Below are 19080 nucleotides of genomic sequence, written 5' to 3'. Positions count from 1 at the left end.
AAGTTTATTATTAAAATCTTACGTAGACGTTAGCATAGTAAGTTGTGCCGTTTCCGTAGAAATAACGTGGTCCAAACACACGACCGTTTTCTCTATTAACATCTTCTTGTAAACTTCTGAAGTTAGATGTTCTAGATTGCTCAAAACCTCCAGTTTTATACTCTTCGTCAAAAATGTTATTTATAGTAATAAAGAAGCCTACAAAGTAGTCGTCTATTTTCCAAGATTTACCACCTACTGCATTAACTAAGATATAATCTCCAAAGTCTTCTTGCTGTAATAAAGCTCTTGCTTCTGTAGGATCATAATCGTTAAATGGTTGTCCATCTATATCTGTTGTAAATGCATCAGATCTCGTAATAGTACTTACATCTATATACGCATTATCAAAATAGTTGGTTGTAACACCAAACCACCAGAAGTTAGGATCACGGTATTCAAAACCTATTTGGTACGCTTGCTCTGGACCACTAGCAACGTGATAATCTTTTAGTTTAGCAGTACCATCTCCAAATCTCAACTCGCCTACACTGTTAATGTTAGGGTTGTCATTAGATGGATCATCATCTGTATTTACTCTGTTAAAGTCGTCACTTGTATAATACACATCTGGGTTGTTGTTAAATGTATACTGTCCAAAAGATGCTGCAGCTTTTAGTTTAATAGTTGGAGTTACTTGTGCTTCAATACCAAGTTCTGCACCTATATTACGACGCTCTATGTTTGTTAAAACTTCTTGAACAAATGCACCTTCACCGTTGTTTACATCTTCTGTAAAGTAAAATGCAATATCTGTACCGTCTTCAAAACCAGTGTAAAAACCAGTTAATCTAGCTTTAATCATTGGGCTTCTATAAATGTAGCTAAGGTCTGCAGAAGTAATTTTTTCAGACTCTAATCCTGTAACAGTATTATTGTTTTGTCTTGCATTACTAAATGCGCTTCTAATTGTAGGTGCATTTGTAATATAACCACCATTAGCATCAATTAAATGACGACCTGTAATTTTATAGGTTAAACCAGCTTTTGCACCGTAGTTAGAGAAATCTAGCTTTTCACTTTCACCAAAAGAGGTGTCTGCAAAGTTACCGTTACGGTATAAACCATTTCTCTGGTAAGATGTCTGAGATAATTTAGTAGATACGAAAAAGTCTACTTTGTTGTATTTAAATTGTGCTTGTGCAAAACCACCAACAACATTAGCATCTATCTCGTAGTTGTACTTGTAACGATCTCCTTCGCCAACAATTCGGTTAGGGTTGTTTAAATCACTCTGAGCAGCATCTGTTGAGTTTGTATTCTCGTTTGCTGTAATCTCTGTAAAGTTATCTATATCTAAATAGCCTGTTCCTCCTAAAAGGTCTGATATTCTTGCGTAGTTAGCACTGTTTAAGTTTCTGTAGTTAAGACCTGCATTTAAAGTGATATTGTCTGTAAGTGTAGAACTTAAGATTGTGTTAGCCTGTATTTGTGTATCATCAATTACATCTTCTTGTATTGCATAAATTGAATTACCTCCAGTTGCAGCAGATAACCTGTTAGCTTCATATAATGCATTGAAATCAAATTGACCATCGTTAATAAATTCCTGTTGTGCTAAATAAGCATTTTGGAAATCTGCTGGTGATGGATTTGGAAACCTTAATTGGTAACTTGGTAAGTTTTGGTAGTAAGAAGGATCTGGGTTTCTTGCACCACCAAGGTAAGTAGATTGCCCGTCTGGTGTTGTTACTAAAGTAGTACCTCCATTTTCTACACGTGAGTTTGCTATTTCACCAAACTGGTAGCTTACGTTTGTGTTAAGGGTTGTATTTTCAGAAAGATCCCAATAATGGTTAAGCATTATAATAGGCTCTTGTATGTTTCTTACTCTTGTGTTTCTTATTTCACCGTCTTGGTAACCCCAAAGTGGGTTGTACTCACGACCTTTAAGGTTGTGCACTTCTTCTGTAATAGCTGTAGAACGACCTCTTCTGTTTGGTGTATACCAAGCAGCAAGGTTTAAGCTATGATTGTCATTTATTTTCTTTTCAACAGCTAAGAACACAGAGTTAGCGTCATAAAAAGTACCATCTATGTAACCTTCATCACCAAAACGTCTAGATGCTAAAACAGTATAAGCCCAACCGTTAGATTGTAAACCAGAGCTATAGCTACCCATAACACGACCCGTATAACTACGGTTAGCAGTTGCATAAGATACACGACCACCTTCACGATACTTAGAAGCTCTCATTATAATATTTGTAGTTCCTGCAGGACCACCAAAAGAATACTCGTTAGCAGATAAGCCCATTGAGAATTCCTGGTTACGTTGAACATCATTTAAGCCACCCCAATTTCCCCATTGTGGACGACCGCTAAATTGCTTGTTCATATTAAGACCATTAATAAGAACTTCACCAAACTGGTTATCTAAACCACGAGGTCTAAAAAATGTTGCACTAAAATCATAAGCAGCAGCATTTAAAAATATGTCTCTAGAGGCTTGTAATAATCCAGAGATGTTAAATGCAGTGTTTTCGTTATCTTGATCAAGCTCGTTGTCAGATAATGAAATGGTTCCGATTTGAAGTTGTTCCTCATTAATATCAATATCCATAGAAAGGACATCTAAATTAAGGGTTTCGCCTTCATTAATAGTAATAGGAAAACGCTTTGTTGTGTAACCTTGCTTGTAAAGAACAATGACTTGTTCTCCAATTACTCGGCTAGCATCAAAAGAAAATTCTCCTAAACCATCAGTTTGAGTTTCGATGTTAGAGTTTTCAATTGTAACTGTAACATCTGGTACATTTTCATTTGTAACGCCATCTACAGCTTTACCTTGTACAACAGTTTGCTGAGCAAACGCCGTAAGGCTAAGTGTAAACATAAATACAAATACAATGTGGGTTTTACGTAGTAAGTGCCTCATTAATACATGTTTTAGATTAAGAAATTATTATTAAGGGACGGCAAATGTACATTATTCTTGCTTAATTCTTACTTTTGACGCTTATTTTGAACAAGGCTTTACATTAATATAATATAAACTATGAAAACTAAAATTACAATCTTCCTAATTGCTTGTCTTGCATTTAGTTGCGGTAGCTCTAAAGTTGCAACTACTGAAAGCAAAGTTTCAACTGAAAAAAAATACAATGTTTTAACGGTTGCTTTTTACAATTTAGAGAACTTATTTGATACAGAGGACGATACAGAAAAGAATGATGAGGCTAGTCCTATAATGGAAATGCAAAACGATAGGGAGCAAGCTTACCAAAGTAAGTTAGCTAATATGGCTAAGGTAATTTCTGAAATAGGTGCAGATGTTGCTAAAAACTCTCCAGCAATAGTGGGTTTATGTGAAATGGAGAACAGAAAAGTTTTAGAAGATCTAGTGAATCAGCCAGGATTAGTCGAAAAAAATTATGGTATAGCTCATTATGATTCTCCAGACAGACGTGGTATTGATGTTGCTCTTTTATACCAAAAAGACTTATTTAAGCTACAGAGCGCTACAAATCATGAGTTGTTAATTTACGATAATAATGATCCTGAAAAACGTGTATATACTAGAGACCAGTTATTAGTAACCGGTTTATTAGATGGAGATGAAATGAATTTTATTGTAAATCACTGGCCATCGAGAAGTGGTGGTGAGGCACGTAGTAGATACAAAAGAGAAAAGGCTGCAGCTTTAAACAAGAGTATTATTGATTCTTTACAAGCGGTAAACCCTTATGCTAAGATTATCACTATGGGAGATTTAAATGATGACCCTACAAATACAAGTGTGACTAAAGTTCTTGGTGCTAAAGACGAAAAAGAAAATTTAGAAACTAAAGATCTTTATAATCCTATGATGGATTTGTTTAAGCAAGGTATTGGTACTTTAGCCTATAGAGATGGTTGGAATTTATTTGACCAAATGATTATGTCTAAGCCATTATTAGATGAAGATTTTTCTTCTTACAGGTTTTACAAAGTGGGAATTTATAATAAAAACTACTTAGCTAATCCAAGAGGACGTTACAAAGGATATCCTTTTAGAAGTTGGAGCGATGGTGGTTTTACAAACGGATTTAGTGACCACTTTCCGGTTTATGTTTACTTGATTAAAGAAGTAAACTAAAGAATAAACTCAAATAAAAAAGCCCTTTTGATGTATTTCAAAAGGGCTTTTTTAATAATATAATTAATTAACAGATTAAGATTTTAGCAATGTATCAAGCTTTGTTCTTAATTCTGGATTAGAAGGTCTAGGTGCATCTGCAGATACAATATGACCTTTCTTATCTATCAAAATAAATCTTGGGATACCTTGAATACCATAATCCTGAACAAACTTAGATTCCCAATTGTTATCTGCAAATAATTGTATGCCTTGTAAGTCCTTTTCTTCAATCATTGCCTTCCATTTTTGTTTGTCCTTTTCATTATCTATTGAGATACTAACAAACTTAACTGGTTGCCCATGATAGTCTTTTTCAACTTGCTTTAATGATGGTATTTCTGCGATACAAGGTCCGCACCAAGTTGCCCAAACATCTATATAAACATAATTACCGCTTAAGTCTTTTAAACTTGTAGTTGAGCCATCTATATTTTCAAAACTAAACTCTGGTGAAATTTTACCAGGAGTAATATCCTTTAAAACATTATAGCGCTTGTTAACCTTTTCTAGGTTTTCTTTAGTAGGATTTGTGCTAATATACGTTGAATAAATTTTCTCTAAATGCTCATCTGGTCTTAAGCCATAACCGCTTAGATAATTGGTAAGTACATTGTCTTTAATTGTACCATTAGCATATTCATCATTAACTGTTTCAACAAAAGTAACACTGTAGTTTGCTGTGCTATCTTCTTCTTGTTTTTTAGAAATAATGGTGTTTAAATGAGTAGCCACTAATCCTCTGTAAACTTCAGAGTTTTTATATGCAAGAGTATCCTTGTAATTTAAATCTTTTAGTGAGCTATAAAACCCTTCAGAAACTTTAAATGAATCATTTTTAGTCGCGTATTTATGATAGGTTTCATAATTTAAAATATTACCTGCTTCTGCGTATCTTATATCGTCTTTTTCTAACTCAAGAAATGCAGTGTTTGTAACATTGTTTGCACTTAAGATGCTGTCATAACTTTTGCTGGAGCTTGATAGTGCATTCTTAAATTGAGCTTCTTCTTTAGCGTAAAGAGATTGCATGTCTCTATTGGCTTCATTATAAAGATATTTAGCAGCCAGATAATTATTTTCATTTGCAAGATCTCCGCTATAATTTATAGTTTCATCAAACTCATCTGTATTTACAGTTACATTTAAGGTTTTTCCTTTTTCAAGGTATATTGTTGTGCGCTCTCTTCCTGCAAAAAAGTAATAGTAACCATTTGCTGAAATGTTTAAGGTATCCTTAAAATTACCTTCTTTATCAACCTTTAGTTCGTAAGCTTCTCCATGACCATTAACGGCAACGATATCTTTAGAGTTGTTTGTTAGTGTACCACTTACTATTGTATGTTGTTTATTTTCTGTAGCACAGGATACAATTACAATTGCTACTAAACTTAAGATGAAATACTTCATAAATGGATTAATTAAAATGTTAACCAAGAACTCCAAGGAATTCGAGAAAGTAATAGAATAAGTGCTAACGTATAGAATATAGCTAACATCTTAAGTTTTGGTGTGCTGGTAAGCTTTTTCTTATGTTTAGAATAACCAACTGTAATAAAAACAACAGTAAGTATCATTACTAATGGATGTTCGAGATTGTACAATCTTAGATCTGAGTTTTTCATAATTGTTGAAACCTCTGTATCACTATCAAACCACCTTACTTTATCACTAACAAAGAATAAAACAAAGCCAATTAAAAACTGAATATGCGTTACAATTAAAGCAAATAATGCGAGTCTAAAATCTCGTGGTACAAATTCTCGTTTTGTAACGTAACCTATTACTGCATTTATAGTGGCAACAGTTACCACAATTACGACTAGATACGCCCAATAGGAGTGAATAAATTTAATGATTTCCATAAGTTCTGGTTGGTTATAGTTTTGCTATGATGTTTGTGTTCTCTTCTTTAAATTCTAATGCATCTAAACGGCGTTTTAAGTCGTCTATATGCATAAAATATTCTGTTCTTAATGCTTCCTCTAAGGGCTCTGCACTAGGTAAGTCTTGTTTTAAAGGATCTACTTGTACGCCATTTTTCCAGAAACGGTAACAAACATGAGGTCCGCCAGTATTTCCGGTCATACCTACCCAACCTATAACATCTCCTTGTTTTACATATTGACCAACGTTAACTTTACGTTTTTTCATGTGTAAATACTGGGTTTCATATGTAGAGTTGTGCCTTAATTTTACATAGTTTCCATTTCCGCCTCTATATTCAGATTTGGTTACTACGCCATCTGCTGTAGCTAAAATAGGAGTGCCAACACTTGCTGCATAATCTGTACCTCTATGAGGCCTTAGTTTATACCCGTAATATTTAATTCGCCTTTTTAAATTGAATCTTGAAGAAATCCTACTAAACTGCACAGGTGCTTTTAGGAAAGCACGTCTTAGGTTATTGGCCTCTTCATCATAATATTCGCGCTGACCAATAATTGAGTCATGTTTAAAATTAAACGCATAAAACGGTTCGCCTCTATGCTCAAAATAAACAGCTTTAACGCTTCCTAATTCGGCATATATAGTGTCATTTATATACTTTTCTTCATAAATAACTTTAAATCTATCGCCTTCTTGTAATCTTAAGAAATCTATAGTCCAAGCATAGACATCTGCCATTTTGTAAGCAAGAACAACACTTAGGCCGCTATCTTCCATAGTTTTTGATAGCGAACTGTTTATGATGCCTGTAGCTTCTTTTTCTACTACCGTTAATTTTTTTTGACCCTTATACGCGCCAATACTATCTGAAAAATTAACAACGGTATAATCTACCTTGTCATTTTCATATATAAAAGCTTGTGCTGTTTGGGAGGTGTCTTTAGATTTTAATATAGCATAAGGTCTTCCTATACCTATTCGAGCTGGATTAAATGTTTCTTTTACAGAGTTTGTAATGTTAAACACTGTTTGGGCAGGAACGCCATGAGCGTCTAATATAGTACCAAAAGTGTCACCAGATTTTACGGTATCTCTTACAAATTCATACTCTTCTGTATTAAAGCCATATTCCTTAACAATTGGTTTTGGAGCAATGGCCAATGGTTCTGTTTCAGGTTTAGGCTCGTTTCCGCAAGAGCTTAAAATTAAAATTAATGCGATAAGTGATAAGAGGTGTTTCAATGCTTAATTTTTTCTGTGTTAAATAAATGTTCTACCCATTCTTGTCCCCAGTTGTCTAGCTCTTCTTCTGTCCAGAGTGACGGGAAGAATACAATCTTTTGAAAGCTAGGTGGCAAAAACTGCTTCCAATTAGTGCCTCCTGTAGCTTGTATGGCGCTACCTTCTTTGTCTAAATACCTATAGGCAGCACCCATATGCATAAGATTCCAGTTTACATTTGCGTTTAGGTCTAAGTTTTTTAACGCTTCAATAAGTTTTTTATTTTGTTTTTCAGACTCTGGAAGCTCTTCATATTTATGAAAAATAGTTTGACCTTTTACTTCGTTGGCAATTCTTATAAAACGAGGTGTATAACGGTATTCAAATTGTTTAAGTGTTAAAGTTTTCTCTTTTGTTTTTAAATCTGTTGCTCCACGTTTCCAATACAATTGTTCGTATAGGTTCTCAATATCTTTAGAAGTTTCTAAATCTTTTCTAAGTGAAGGGTGTACTAGGTTATTTAGTGGAGTTGCATAAACCTCGATCATTCTAAATTGTGCAGATTGAAATCCGCTTGCAGGTAATAAAGACATTCTAAACTTTAGAAACTGCTCTCGTTCCATACCACGAATCATAACATCAAAAGAATCTATTAGAATTCTGAAATATCTATTTATTCGTGTAATTTTTTCAATAAAAAACTCTGCCTTTTGGCCTTTGTCATCTATGATTTGCTTTTGCTCATGGATGATTAGCTTAAAGTAGAGTTCAGTAATTTGGTGATAGCCTATAAATATTTCTTCGTCTGGAAAATGTGTTTTAGGTATTTGTAGGCTAAGAAGTGTATCTAAATGTATGTAATCCCAATAGGTAAGATAGCGTTCGTGCAACAAACCATCTAAATAGGAACCCATGTCTTGCCCAGAGTTCTTGAACTTTTTTTCTAATTGAATTATTTTTTTGGCAATTTCAGGGTCTATGTTACTCATATGTTTTAATTAACGACAATCTGGAACGGATGTTTCAAACCTTTAAAAGCACTTAAGTCTGCTTCTAAAGAACCTACAGCTAAGTCTGCCTCTATTTTAATAGGTAGCATATTAGGGTCGTCACTAACCCAAAATGTTAAGCTTTCTTCCTCTTTAAAAACACGACCTGCTTGTACGTAGGGCCTAAATTTAAGACATTTTATTTTTCCAAATTTGGTCTTAATAGTTTCGCGTTCCAAAAACTTAAGTTTAAACTTAAAATTTTCTTCGTCGAAAAATAGATTTAGGGTTTGCTCCTCGCCAGATGTTAGGGTTGTAGGGTCTAAATTATTGCGAAGATAATAAAATGCAGAAAGCATGTCATGCACCTTTTCTTTTGTGGTGAATGTTTTTTTAGTGTTGTACTTTTTGTTGTGTACTAAAGCAGTGTTTTTGGAGTGGTCAAAATTAATTTCAATATCCTTAGTGTGACCTCCTTCATTTATTTTTCTAATAAATTTATAAGGTTGGCCATTGGTTTTGTCTACGTATGTTTCATAATTATCGTCTACTTCAAAAAATAAATGCAATAATCCGGTAGATTTTCCCTTGCCTACAATATGGTGAACAGGTGTTCCTTTATAGGTGTCTTCTTTAACCTCTAAAGTTGCCTCACTAGCATTAAACCAACCATAATGTATCCTAAATTGAAGCCACTCATTAGTATCGAAAGCTTTTTGCTGAGCAATTGATACAGTTGTAGTTAGGAGTAATGTAAATGCTATTAAAGTCTTCATGTGGTTATAAGATTTAGTGATCTTTTTAAGATGATTTACAATTACTGTTCCAAAGGTAAAAAAAGAAAAAAACTCCACCGTTACCGATGGAGTTTTTAATTGTATTAACCAACTAAATCTTAAATTATGAAATTCACTCCTTTCAGTAACCACTCCGAAAAAAGCTCGGCAAAAGTATAAACTTAATAGATATTGAGCAAATACTTTTTAACCATTAACATAATCTATTTATGATTAGCAGTCAAATATAAAACTATAAATCATATTTTCATAAAATTTCTTAAAAAATTTATAAAGTTCCTCTAAGATCTTGCTCGCGTTCTATCGCTTCAAACAGCGCTTTAAAGTTTCCTTTTCCAAAAGATTGTGCTCCTTTTCGCTGTATGATTTCAAAAAACATTGTTGGTCTGTCTAGAACAGGTTTAGTGAAGATTTGCAATAAATAGCCTTCATCATCTCTATCTATTAATATTCCTAAATCTTTTAATGGTGCAAGATCTTCGTCAATTTCACCAACACGATCTAAAACGGTGTCATAATAAGTTTCTGGTACGTATAAGAACTCTACACCTTGATCTCTCAAGTTTGTAACAGTTTCAATAATATTATCTGTTGCTAATGCAATATGTTGTACGCCTGCGCCATTGTAAAAATCTATATACTCTTCAATTTGAGACTTCTTCTTTCCTTCAGCAGGCTCATTAATTGGAAATTTAATCCTACCGTTTCCATTACTCATTACCTTACTCATTAAGGCTGTATAATCGGTAGAAATATCTTTATCATCAAACGAAACCATTTGTGCAAAGCCCATTACTTTTGCGTAAAACTCACACCATTTGTTCATTTCATTCCAGCCTACATTACCAACCATATGGTCTATATACTTTAGGCCTACATTATTAGTGCTGTAGTTTGGTTTGTAAGGTTTGTAACCTGGTAAAAAGACACCTTCGTAATTTTTACGCTCTACAAATACGTGAACAGTCTCTCCATAAGTGTGTATTCCAGAAAGAACAACTTTCCCGTATTCATCTTCTACGGTGTAAGGTTCCATATATGATTGTGCTCCACGTTTAGTAGTTTCTTCGTGGCTTTTTGTGGCATCGTCTACCCAAAGTGCAACAACTTTTACACCGTCGCCGTGATCACTTATATGATCATTAATAGTACCGCCAGGTTGTAGTGAAGATGTAAGTACAAGTCTTATTTTTCCTTGCTGTAAAACATAAGAAACGCTGTCTTTGCGACCAGTTTCAAGTCCAGAATATGCTATTGGCTCAAAACCCCAAGCAGTCTGGTAATAATATGCTGCTTGTTTTGCATTACCTACGTAAAGCTCAACAAAATCTGTTCCTAATAAGGGTAGAAAATCTTCTGCGCCTTCTATTACTTTTTCTAGTTCTGGTGTTTTATTATCTATCATTATAAAGTCTTTTGTATTTTTTAGTGTTCTAACCAAGATTGATGGTAAGATTTATCTGCTATTTTAGCACCTTCTTCAGTTACCATTAATGGTTTAAAAGTATCTACCATAACAGCAAGCTCTTCAGTTTCTGTCTGCCCTATGCTACGTTCTACAGCACCTGGATGTGGGCCGTGAGGTATGCCGGCAGGATGCAATGATATGTGTCCTGGCTCAATATCATTTCTGCTCATAAAATCACCATCTACATAATACAGCACTTCATCACTATCTATATTGCTATGGTTGTAAGGTGCAGGAATGCTTTCTGGATGGTAATCGTATTTTCTCGGACAAAAACTACATACTACAAAGGCATCTGTCTCAAATGTTTGGTGTACTGGTGGCGGTTGGTGTATGCGACCAGTTATGGGTTCAAAATCATGTATTGAAAATGCATATGGATAATTATAGCCATCATACCCAACTACATCAAAAGGATGCGTGGCATAAACCATATTGAAGATTTCGTTATTCTTTTTTACTTTAATTACAAAATCTCCAACCTCATCATGAGTTTCTAAGTCTTGAGGTTGTCTTAGGTCACGCTCACAAAATGGAGAATGCTCTAACAATTGTCCAAACCAATTCCTGTAACGTTTAGGAGTGTATATAGGACGACGTGACTCAACTATAAATAGTCTATTGTTTTCATCATCAAAATCTATTTTATAAATAACACCTCTAGGTATTAAAAGGTAATCTCCATATTTAAAATCTAAATTACCTAAATGCGTTCTTAAGACACCGCTACCTTTATGTACAAATAATAACTCATCACTATCTGCATTTTTATAAAAATAGTCTTGTGTTAAATTTTGAGGCGATGCTAATGTAATATCTACATCGCTATTTGTAAGCACAACCTTTCTGCTTTCTAAGTAATCTGGTTCTGGTATTACCTGAAAACCCTTAAGGCGTAAAGAATGCATATTGTTTTTGGTAGCTACTTTAGGAGTAACATCATAACTGCCGTCTATTTTCTTAACCTGTGTAGGTCTATGTTCGTGGTATAAGTTACTGCTCATACCATCAAAACCAATTGTGCCAAAAAGCTGCTCATAGTATAATGAGCCATCTGGTTTCTTAAAAATGGTATGACGCTTATGAGGAATCTTACCGAGTTTATGGTAAAAAGGCATGTGTTTTAATTTTTATCTTAATATACAAAATCTGAACTTAGACCTAAAATGCTTAGTTACAAATATCGATAAATTTAAGGACAATTAATTGCATCGCCAATTTGTGTAGGTGTATTAATTATTAAGATTAATAGGAATGCTGTTTCTTTAAACCTATAGTATAAATAAATCATGAGGTTACTCTTCATTTTAGTAACTTTGAAGCTATTCAACATCTCAAGATTTTCAACACATTCTCATGACCAATACTCCAGAAAACACTCAAAAACGTTTATTTCTTCTTGATGCCTATGCTCTAATTTTTAGAGGCTATTATGCGTTGATAAAAAACCCTAGAGTAAACTCAAAAGGGATGGATACAAGTGCCATCATGGGTTTTATGAATTCATTGTTTGATGTTATTAAACGTGAAAAACCAGACCACTTAGCCGTAGCTTTTGATAAAGGTGGTAGTAGTGATCGTGTAGAGATGTATGAAGATTATAAAGCTAATCGAGATGAAACTCCAGACGCAATTAAAATAGCAGTGCCATACATACAAAGTATACTAAAAGCTATGCACGTGCCTTGTATAGAAATTGAAGGTGTAGAGGCAGATGATTTAATAGGAACACTCTCTAAGCAAGCAGAAAAGGAAGGCTACCAAGTTTTTATGGTTACACCAGATAAGGATTATGCGCAATTGGTTTCAGAAAATATTTTTATGTACAAGCCTGCGCGTATGGGTAATGGTATAGAAATTTGGGGAATACCAGAAGTGCAGAAAAAGTTTGAAGTAGAGCGACCAGAGCAAGTAATAGACTACTTAGGGATGATGGGTGATGCTAGTGATAATATTCCAGGTTTGCCAGGTGTTGGAGATAAGACTGCCAAAAAATTTATTAAGCAATATGGAGGATTAGAAGGTTTATTAGAAAACACAGATAAGCTTAAAGGTAAAATGAAAGAGAAAGTTATTGCTAACGCAGAGTTAGGAAGACTTTCTAGAAAATTGGCAACAATCATGCTAGATTGTGATGTTACTTTTAATGCAGAAAACTATGAGTTGTCTGAGCCAGATGCAGAAGCTGTAGCAGAAATTTTTGATGACCTAGAATTTAGAAGACTTAAAGATCAATTTGTAAAAATTTTCTCTGGTGAGGCAGAAGCCAGTGTTGGTGCAGCAGTCTCTAATACAGAAACGGCTAAGAAGATTGAAACAGCTTCGAAAAAAGCAGCTCAAGCAGGTGCAGGACAATATAACTTATTTGATGCTAATAGCACGATAGCAGATGATGTTGAAGAGGCATCATCAAGGCAGACCATAAAAACAAAGGAACACCATTACCAAAGTGTAGCAACATCTGGAATGGGCTTAAAGCTATTTCTACAAAATTTAAACAAACAGACATCGGTTTGTTTTGATACAGAAACTACGGGACTTAATCCTTTAACTGCCGAGTTGGTAGGCATTGCGTTTTCTTGGGAAGCTGGTAAAGGATTTTACCTGCCGTTTTCAGATAACAAAGAAGAGGCACAACAATTAATAGAAGAATTAAGGCCATTTTTTGAAAACGAAGACATTCAGAAAGTTGGGCAAAATTTAAAGTATGATATTAAAGTACTACATAAGTATGATATAGAAGTTCGCGGACCTCTTTTTGATACCATGTTAGCGCATTATCTTATAAATCCAGACATGCGCCATAATATGGATGTGCTTGCAGAAACATACCTCAATTACTCACCGGTTTCAATAGAAACTTTAATTGGTAAAAAAGGTAAGAATCAAAAAAGTATGCGAGATGTGCCTTTAGAAGATCAAACCGAGTACGCGGTGGAAGATGCAGATATCACACTTCAATTAAAAGAGCATTTTGAAAAAGAATTGGGAGATGCCAATACCCAAAAATTGTTTGATGATATTGAAATTCCATTACTACGTGTATTGGCAGCAATGGAGTTGGAAGGTATTAATTTGGACAAAGCATTTTTAAATAGTTTAGCTGAAGACTTAAACAATGACATTGCAACTTTAGAGGCTTCGATTTATAAAGAAGCTGGAGAAGAATTTAATATTGGCTCGCCAAAACAACTGGGCGAAATTCTCTTTGATAAACTTAAACTAGTAGAAAAGCCTAAGAAAACCAGAACAGGACAATATTCAACTGCTGAAGATGTACTAAGTTATCTTGCCGCAGATCACACAATAATTCAAAATGTACTTGACTATCGTGGGTTGGCAAAACTTAAAAGTACATATGTAGACGCACTACCAGAGCAAGTTGAAGAAGATGGTAGAGTGCATACAGATTATATGCAAACCGTTGCTGCTACAGGTCGTTTAAGTAGTAATAACCCTAATCTTCAAAATATACCAATACGTACAGAACGAGGAAGGCAAGTAAGAAAGGCATTTGTACCTAAAAATGAAGACTATGTACTACTCGCTGCAGATTACAGTCAAATTGAATTAAGGATTATCGCGGCATTAAGCGAGGAAGACACAATGATTGAAGCCTTTAAAAATGGTGAAGATATTCACGCCAGTACTGCAGCAAAAGTTTTTAATGTACCTATTAATGAGGTAACAAGAGAACAGCGTAGTAATGCTAAAACCGTAAACTTCGGTATTATATATGGTGTTTCAGCTTTTGGGTTAAGTAACCAAACAGACCTTACACGAAGTGAATCGAAAGACTTAATCGACACGTATTATAAAACCTACCCAAAGCTTCGAAACTACATGAGTAATCTAGTAGATGATGCTCGTGAAGATGGTTATGTAAGTACCGTATTAGGAAGGCGTCGTTATTTAAAAGATATAAATTCTAGTAATGGTGTTGTAAGAGGTGCTGCAGAACGAAATGCTGTAAACGCGCCAATACAAGGTAGTGCAGCAGATATAATTAAAGTGGCTATGATTAATATTCATAAAAAATTAGCCGAAGGAAACTTTAAAACTAAAATGTTACTTCAGGTACATGATGAATTGGTTTTTGATGTTCCAAAAAATGAGTTAGAAGACATTAAAACTTTAGTAAAAACAGAAATGGAAAGCGCTTACACCTTAAACGTACCTTTAGATGTAGAGGTTGGCGTAGGTAACGATTGGCTAGAAGCGCATTAATAAAATAAACTCTTAAAACATGAAAAAGACCTTACAAATAGTAAACATAGTTGTGTTTGCTATTACAATATTTATGAATTATGCGTCCAGCGCAGGTCTTTTTAACGGTGCAACTCAAGCAGAAATAAGTGCTAAGTATAGTAATATGTTTACGCCAGCTGGTTATGCATTTTCAATTTGGGGTCTTATTTACTTGTTGCTTTTCGGCTTTGTGATTTACCAATCGAGAAGTTTGGTTGTTAAAGTTAGGGATGATGATTTTATACAAAAAACAGGTTGGTGGTTTGTACTAAGTTGCTTAGCTAATAGCTTGTGGTGTTACTTGTTTGTTTCAGATTATATATTAGCTTCAGTAATTACCATTTTCTTCTTGCTGTTTTGTCTTTTAAAAATTATATATAAAAATAGTATGGAGCTTTGGGATGCTCCAATATCTGTAATTGTATGCATTTGGTGGCCGTTTGTGTTTTATAGTGGCTGGTTAACAGTTGCATGCATTGCAAATGTTTCTGTATATCTTACAAAAATTGAGTGGACTGCTTTTGGACTATCACCTCAGTTTTGGACAATAGTTATGATAGTAATTGCTACTGGTATTAATTTAGCCATTACTTGGACCAGGAACATGCGAGAATTTGCATTGGTAGGTGCTTGGGCAATAGTGGCTATTGGTGTGGCAAACTATAATATAGAGGAAGCTGTTGTTTATTGTGCTTTAATTACTGGAGGGTTATTACTTGTAAGTAGTAGCGTTCATGCTATTAAAAATAAAGATACATGCCCTTACCAAAAATGTTTAGAGTACTTAAATAAAGAACCGAACTCTTAATACCTGTAAGCTTCATAAATTACTACTACATTATCTACTGCATTGGTGATATTTAATGTAAAACCATCATCATTAAATGCTGTAAGCGTAGCAGTTGTTAGCCCTAAATTACCTCCATTTTGATTGGTGTACCTTAAGCCAATACAATTTGTTGAAGAGGCGTAACGTGATATATCATTAATAGAGTTTCCAGAACCACCGTTAAAAATAGATTGCTGTAAGATTGATCCATCAATTTCATAAGCATAACCCTTCATTGAACCGTGAGTGTTTTCCTTAGTGTTGTTGTTATTGTTACCAGTACTATTGCTAGCGCTTTGGTTATAATCATCAACATTGGCATACGCCGTGAAACTAATTCGAGTGGGCTTAAAAGGTAATCCTGTAAAATTAACTATGCCTGTTGAGGTAATTCTAAATTTACCTATATGAATATGCGGTGTATTATCTACAAGTTTATCCCAATCTGAACCATTCCAAAAGTAAAATCCTTTTTCTGTTAATGTACCGTTACCATTATTGTAAACCATTGTTCCTTCAACTAAAGCTGTGCCGTCTGGATTTAAAACCGTGCCAGTGTCTGCAGAAGAGTTTAATGCAACTCTTGGTATTAATATACCAGAATCTGTGGAGGTTATATCTAAAGCTGCTTGAGGTGTTGTAGTAGAGATGCCTACCTGTGCATTTGTATTAGAAACAAATAGAATAAATGAAAGTATAAAGGTAAAAATGGTGCGCATAAATAATTTAAAATCTAATGAAATAGAAATCTTAATACTATGTTAAAAAAAACAAAGATAGAAATTTGTAAAACGTTAATGTGTATTTATATCCGTTAAAAGACCAAATATCGTGCCTAATACCAAAATTTTATACCATTGCAGCTACATCTGTTCCCCAAGTTGGGTATGCAAAGACCATTTGTTTAAGCTCTGCAGCTGTCATCTCTTTAAATATAGCCATTGAGAAAAGGTTGATAACTTCTGAAGCTTGTGGACCAATTAAATGTGCACCTAAAATCTTATCGGTCTCTTTGTGTATAATTATTTTATAGGCGTATACAGAAGTGTTTACTCTTCTAGCATTATACCAATCTTTACCATCTCCAGATTTTACAATATACTCTAAAGACTCATTTTTAGCATCGGCTTCTAAAATGCCAACACTTGCTACATTAGGTATTGTAAAACACACCGATGGTGTAGGAGGAAAAGTAATTTTTTTCTTAGAAGTTGTTTTGGAGTTTAATTCTGCTAAAATATTTGTGGCTACGGTACTTCCTTCTCTGCCGGAAAAAGGCGTTAGTGGTACTGCGTGATCACTAACATCTCCACAGGCATATACATTTTTATTTGTTGGGTTTTGCAAATAGCTATTTACCTCAATCCCATTTTTATTAAATTCAATATTACCTTTCTGAAGTTTAAGTTTTTCTGTAGCAGGAACTCGTCCAGCTACATTAAAAATAAGTTCTGCCTTTGCAGTTTGCAGTTTACCATCTTTTAGATACTCAACTTCGTAGTTTTTTCTTAAATGTTTTACTTGTCTTACATCAGCCTCAAAAATAAATTTAATACCTAATTTTTTTGAAGCCTTTACAAGTTCTTCAACTATATCTTCATCAAAATTACCTAAAGGTCGTTTGGCAAAATCAATAACTGTAACCTTTACACCGCAACGTGCAGCCATATGGGCAAACTCCATCCCGATATAACCTGCGCCTACAAATATCATAGTTTCAGGAAGTGTTTCTAACTCAAGAAAATCATCACTTACTTTCATGAGTTTACACCCATCAAATCCTAAGTTTCTTGGATGTAAACCTGTGGCAATAACAAACTTATCTGCAGTGACAGTTTTTCCTTCTACAGAGATAGTGCTCTGGTCTATAAATTCAGGAGATTGGTGGTATAAAGTGATATTTAAATCTTCAAGCTTTTCTTCTGTTACAGCTGGCACTGCATCTGTAAAGTTACATTTATAGGCCATAAGATCTTTCCAAGAATATTCTGGCATTGTGGTAATGCCTTTTCCTAAAAGATCATTACTTCTCTGTAAGATATGGGTTAGACCATAAATAACTTTTTTAGGGTCGCAACCTCTATTAGCACAAGTACCTCCAAATTCTCTGTCGTCTGCAATTGCAACGTTTAATCCTTCTTTAGCAAGTTTTTTTGCACAGGTTTGTCCTGCAATTCCAGATCCTATTATAAAGACGTCAAAATGTTTGTAGGCCATAACTTTTTATGTAAAATTAAGAGTTGGTGTATAACAGCCGTGTTATAGAAATTGTAAATAATAGGCTGCCTAAACACAAATTCTCTTAAATAAGTCACGCTATGTTTTTAAAGCTTACATAACAGTTAGGGATTCTTAAAATATCTAGACACAAAAAAAGCACCACTAAAAAGTGATGCTTAGACATTAAACGCAATAAACGTTTTAATTAACTCTTGTATAAGTTGTTGTAAACACTTCTGTTTCGTCTCCAAAAGAATCTGTAAATGAAAATGTAAGTGTCGAGTTGTTTAGAGTTTCTATTGAACCACTATCTGAACCGCCATCGTAGCTTATAGTAACGGTGTTTCCAGAAATAGTGTAGGTTGAAACATCTGGTGTTTCTGTTTCACATTCATTTTCGTCATTAGTATAAACATATACAGAAGTTACAGTGTCCTCACTAAATGTAATTGTGCTAGAGGTTTCGCAATCATCTAAAGGTTCTGGCTCTCCGTTAATTACTTCAGAAGTTAAGCGCCACTGACCAATAATTAGTGTGTTGAAATCTGCAACATCTCCATTGTTGGAGTCGTCGTCGCTACTACAAGACGCAGTGGTGCAGGCTATTATTGCAGCTAATAAAATAAGTTTAAATGTTTTCATTTTGAGTTTTGTTTATTTTGCTGCTAAATTATAAAAATATAAAGACTATAAAATGATATTACCCAAAATCAAAATTAAGAGCTTATTTTAGAGTACACTTTAGTTAATGTGCCATCGTCTGTACTTACGGTAAGTTCTAATAATGTGGTATTAAGTTGGGTAATTTGAACTTGAGAAACATCTCCAGATGATAATGTATAAGTGAGAATAGACTCACTTATGGCATAAGTACCAATTAATATGCTAAAAACACTACAGGTACCATTTGTATTTGTGAAAACATCAACAAACCCAAATTCATTATTACTATCAAAATTAAAGGTGGTCATTAGTTCACATTCCCCTAAAGAAATAAGTTCTTCATTCTCGTAGCTTTCAATTAATTGCCATTCCCCAACAATTAAATTTTCAAAATTAGACGTTTGGTTCGTACTATCATCATCATTGCTGCAACTGCATAAACATAAAAGAAAAGTAATTGCTAGGATAAGGTTCTTCAAAATATAGTTTTTCTAAATATACTAAATGTATGTTATAATCGCGGTTGTGGTACGCTATACATTTATTGTAAAAACTTATAGATAACATTCTATAATTTAGAGGTTACAAGTATCTTTGTA

At 34.2% G+C, this 19080-nt stretch carries 15 protein-coding genes; 3 read left to right on the top strand and 12 right to left on the bottom strand.

What is annotated here, in order from left to right; genetic code table 11:
- Nucleotides 1-10: 10 nt before the first annotated feature.
- Nucleotides 11-2917, bottom strand: coding sequence for a carboxypeptidase-like regulatory domain-containing protein (locus CL818_RS08350; protein ID WP_174258540.1), 2907 nt, complete (start codon nucleotides 2915-2917; stop codon nucleotides 11-13).
- Between the two features lie 120 nt (nucleotides 2918-3037).
- On the opposite strand from CL818_RS08350, the gene CL818_RS08345 reads away from it, so the two are divergent.
- A complete protein-coding gene (locus CL818_RS08345) occupies nucleotides 3038-4117 on the top strand; it encodes an endonuclease/exonuclease/phosphatase family protein (RefSeq protein ID WP_013186293.1) in 1080 nt (359 codons plus the stop codon).
- A gap of 75 nt (nucleotides 4118-4192) precedes the next feature.
- Here the strand turns inward: CL818_RS08345 and CL818_RS08340 are convergent, their stop codons facing one another.
- The 7 genes from CL818_RS08340 to CL818_RS08310 form a co-directional block, all read right to left on the bottom strand.
- Nucleotides 4193-5566, bottom strand: coding sequence for a TlpA family protein disulfide reductase (locus tag CL818_RS08340; RefSeq protein ID WP_272972939.1), 1374 nt, complete (start codon nucleotides 5564-5566; stop codon nucleotides 4193-4195).
- Between the two features lie 11 nt (nucleotides 5567-5577).
- Nucleotides 5578-6021: a hypothetical protein gene (locus CL818_RS08335; protein WP_013186291.1), complete on the bottom strand. Its 444-nt coding sequence runs from the start codon at nucleotides 6019-6021 to the stop codon at nucleotides 5578-5580.
- Between the two features lie 13 nt (nucleotides 6022-6034).
- Complete coding sequence (locus CL818_RS08330; RefSeq protein WP_219359843.1) at nucleotides 6035-7288, bottom strand: peptidoglycan DD-metalloendopeptidase family protein; 1254 nt, start codon at nucleotides 7286-7288, stop codon at nucleotides 6035-6037.
- Nucleotides 7285-8256 (bottom strand): tryptophan 2,3-dioxygenase family protein, encoded by a 972-nt coding sequence (locus CL818_RS08325; protein ID WP_219359844.1) that lies wholly within the window; start codon nucleotides 8254-8256, stop codon nucleotides 7285-7287. The genes CL818_RS08330 and CL818_RS08325 overlap by 4 nt, the downstream gene beginning before the upstream one ends.
- A gap of 5 nt (nucleotides 8257-8261) precedes the next feature.
- Complete coding sequence (locus CL818_RS08320) at nucleotides 8262-9032, bottom strand: DUF3108 domain-containing protein (protein WP_041241090.1); 771 nt, start codon at nucleotides 9030-9032, stop codon at nucleotides 8262-8264.
- 289 nt (nucleotides 9033-9321) lie between these two features.
- Nucleotides 9322-10458 carry a 4-hydroxyphenylpyruvate dioxygenase gene (gene hppD, locus CL818_RS08315; protein WP_041240868.1) on the bottom strand — a complete coding sequence of 379 codons (1137 nt, stop codon included), beginning with the start codon at nucleotides 10456-10458 and terminating at the stop codon, nucleotides 9322-9324.
- 20 nt (nucleotides 10459-10478) lie between these two features.
- The gene (locus tag CL818_RS08310) at nucleotides 10479-11639 is read right to left on the bottom strand and encodes a homogentisate 1,2-dioxygenase (RefSeq protein WP_013186286.1); all 1161 of its coding nucleotides are present in this window, start codon (nucleotides 11637-11639) and stop codon (nucleotides 10479-10481) included.
- A gap of 238 nt (nucleotides 11640-11877) precedes the next feature.
- Between CL818_RS08310 and polA the strand changes: the two genes are divergently transcribed.
- Both polA and CL818_RS08300 read left to right on the top strand, forming a co-directional pair.
- Nucleotides 11878-14748 (top strand): DNA polymerase I, encoded by a 2871-nt coding sequence (gene polA, locus CL818_RS08305; protein WP_272972940.1) that lies wholly within the window; start codon nucleotides 11878-11880, stop codon nucleotides 14746-14748.
- Nucleotides 14749-14767: 19 nt separating this feature from the next.
- Nucleotides 14768-15577 (top strand): TspO-related membrane protein, encoded by an 810-nt coding sequence (locus CL818_RS08300; RefSeq protein ID WP_272972941.1) that lies wholly within the window; start codon nucleotides 14768-14770, stop codon nucleotides 15575-15577.
- On the opposite strand, the gene CL818_RS08295 is transcribed toward CL818_RS08300, so the two are convergent.
- The 4 genes from CL818_RS08295 to CL818_RS08280 all read right to left on the bottom strand — a co-directional run bounded on the left by CL818_RS08295 (nucleotide 15574) and on the right by CL818_RS08280 (nucleotide 18960).
- Entirely contained in the window at nucleotides 15574-16317 is a 744-nt protein-coding gene (locus CL818_RS08295) for a phage tail-like protein (RefSeq protein ID WP_286972652.1), read from the bottom strand. The two genes, CL818_RS08300 and CL818_RS08295, sit on opposite strands and share 4 nt — an antisense overlap.
- 130 nt (nucleotides 16318-16447) lie before the next feature.
- Complete coding sequence (locus CL818_RS08290; protein WP_013186282.1) at nucleotides 16448-17815, bottom strand: dihydrolipoyl dehydrogenase family protein; 1368 nt, start codon at nucleotides 17813-17815, stop codon at nucleotides 16448-16450.
- A 204-nt stretch (nucleotides 17816-18019) separates the two neighbouring features.
- The gene (locus CL818_RS08285; RefSeq protein ID WP_013186281.1) at nucleotides 18020-18460 is read right to left on the bottom strand and encodes a lipocalin-like domain-containing protein; all 441 of its coding nucleotides are present in this window, start codon (nucleotides 18458-18460) and stop codon (nucleotides 18020-18022) included.
- A gap of 74 nt (nucleotides 18461-18534) precedes the next feature.
- A complete protein-coding gene (locus tag CL818_RS08280; protein WP_272972942.1) occupies nucleotides 18535-18960 on the bottom strand; it encodes a lipocalin-like domain-containing protein in 426 nt (141 codons plus the stop codon).
- Nucleotides 18961-19080: the final 120 nt, after the last annotated feature.

Source organism: Croceibacter sp. (assembly GCF_002716225.1).
Lineage (GTDB): Bacteria > Bacteroidota > Bacteroidia > Flavobacteriales > Flavobacteriaceae > Croceibacter > Croceibacter atlanticus.
This window is presented reverse-complemented; position numbering and strand designations above follow the sequence as displayed.

What these genes read in the sequence shown, in the direction of transcription:
- hppD (WP_041240868.1), bottom strand. Translation starts at nt 10,458, where the DNA reads ATGATAGATAATAAAACACCAGAACTAGAAAAAGTAATAGAAGGCGCA.
- CL818_RS08310 (WP_013186286.1), bottom strand. Translation starts at nt 11,639, where the DNA reads ATGCCTTTTTACCATAAACTCGGTAAGATTCCTCATAAGCGTCATACC.
- CL818_RS08320 (WP_041241090.1), bottom strand. Translation starts at nt 9,032, where the DNA reads ATGAAGACTTTAATAGCATTTACATTACTCCTAACTACAACTGTATCA.
- CL818_RS08285 (WP_013186281.1), bottom strand. Translation starts at nt 18,460, where the DNA reads ATGAAAACATTTAAACTTATTTTATTAGCTGCAATAATAGCCTGCACC.
- polA (WP_272972940.1), top strand. Translation starts at nt 11,878, where the DNA reads ATGACCAATACTCCAGAAAACACTCAAAAACGTTTATTTCTTCTTGAT.
- CL818_RS08335 (WP_013186291.1), bottom strand. Translation starts at nt 6,021, where the DNA reads ATGGAAATCATTAAATTTATTCACTCCTATTGGGCGTATCTAGTCGTA.
- CL818_RS08325 (WP_219359844.1), bottom strand. Translation starts at nt 8,256, where the DNA reads ATGAGTAACATAGACCCTGAAATTGCCAAAAAAATAATTCAATTAGAA.
- CL818_RS08300 (WP_272972941.1), top strand. Translation starts at nt 14,768, where the DNA reads ATGAAAAAGACCTTACAAATAGTAAACATAGTTGTGTTTGCTATTACA.
- CL818_RS08350 (WP_174258540.1), bottom strand. Translation starts at nt 2,917, where the DNA reads ATGAGGCACTTACTACGTAAAACCCACATTGTATTTGTATTTATGTTT.
- CL818_RS08290 (WP_013186282.1), bottom strand. Translation starts at nt 17,815, where the DNA reads ATGGCCTACAAACATTTTGACGTCTTTATAATAGGATCTGGAATTGCA.
- CL818_RS08345 (WP_013186293.1), top strand. Translation starts at nt 3,038, where the DNA reads ATGAAAACTAAAATTACAATCTTCCTAATTGCTTGTCTTGCATTTAGT.
- CL818_RS08295 (WP_286972652.1), bottom strand. Translation starts at nt 16,317, where the DNA reads ATGCGCACCATTTTTACCTTTATACTTTCATTTATTCTATTTGTTTCT.
- CL818_RS08340 (WP_272972939.1), bottom strand. Translation starts at nt 5,566, where the DNA reads ATGAAGTATTTCATCTTAAGTTTAGTAGCAATTGTAATTGTATCCTGT.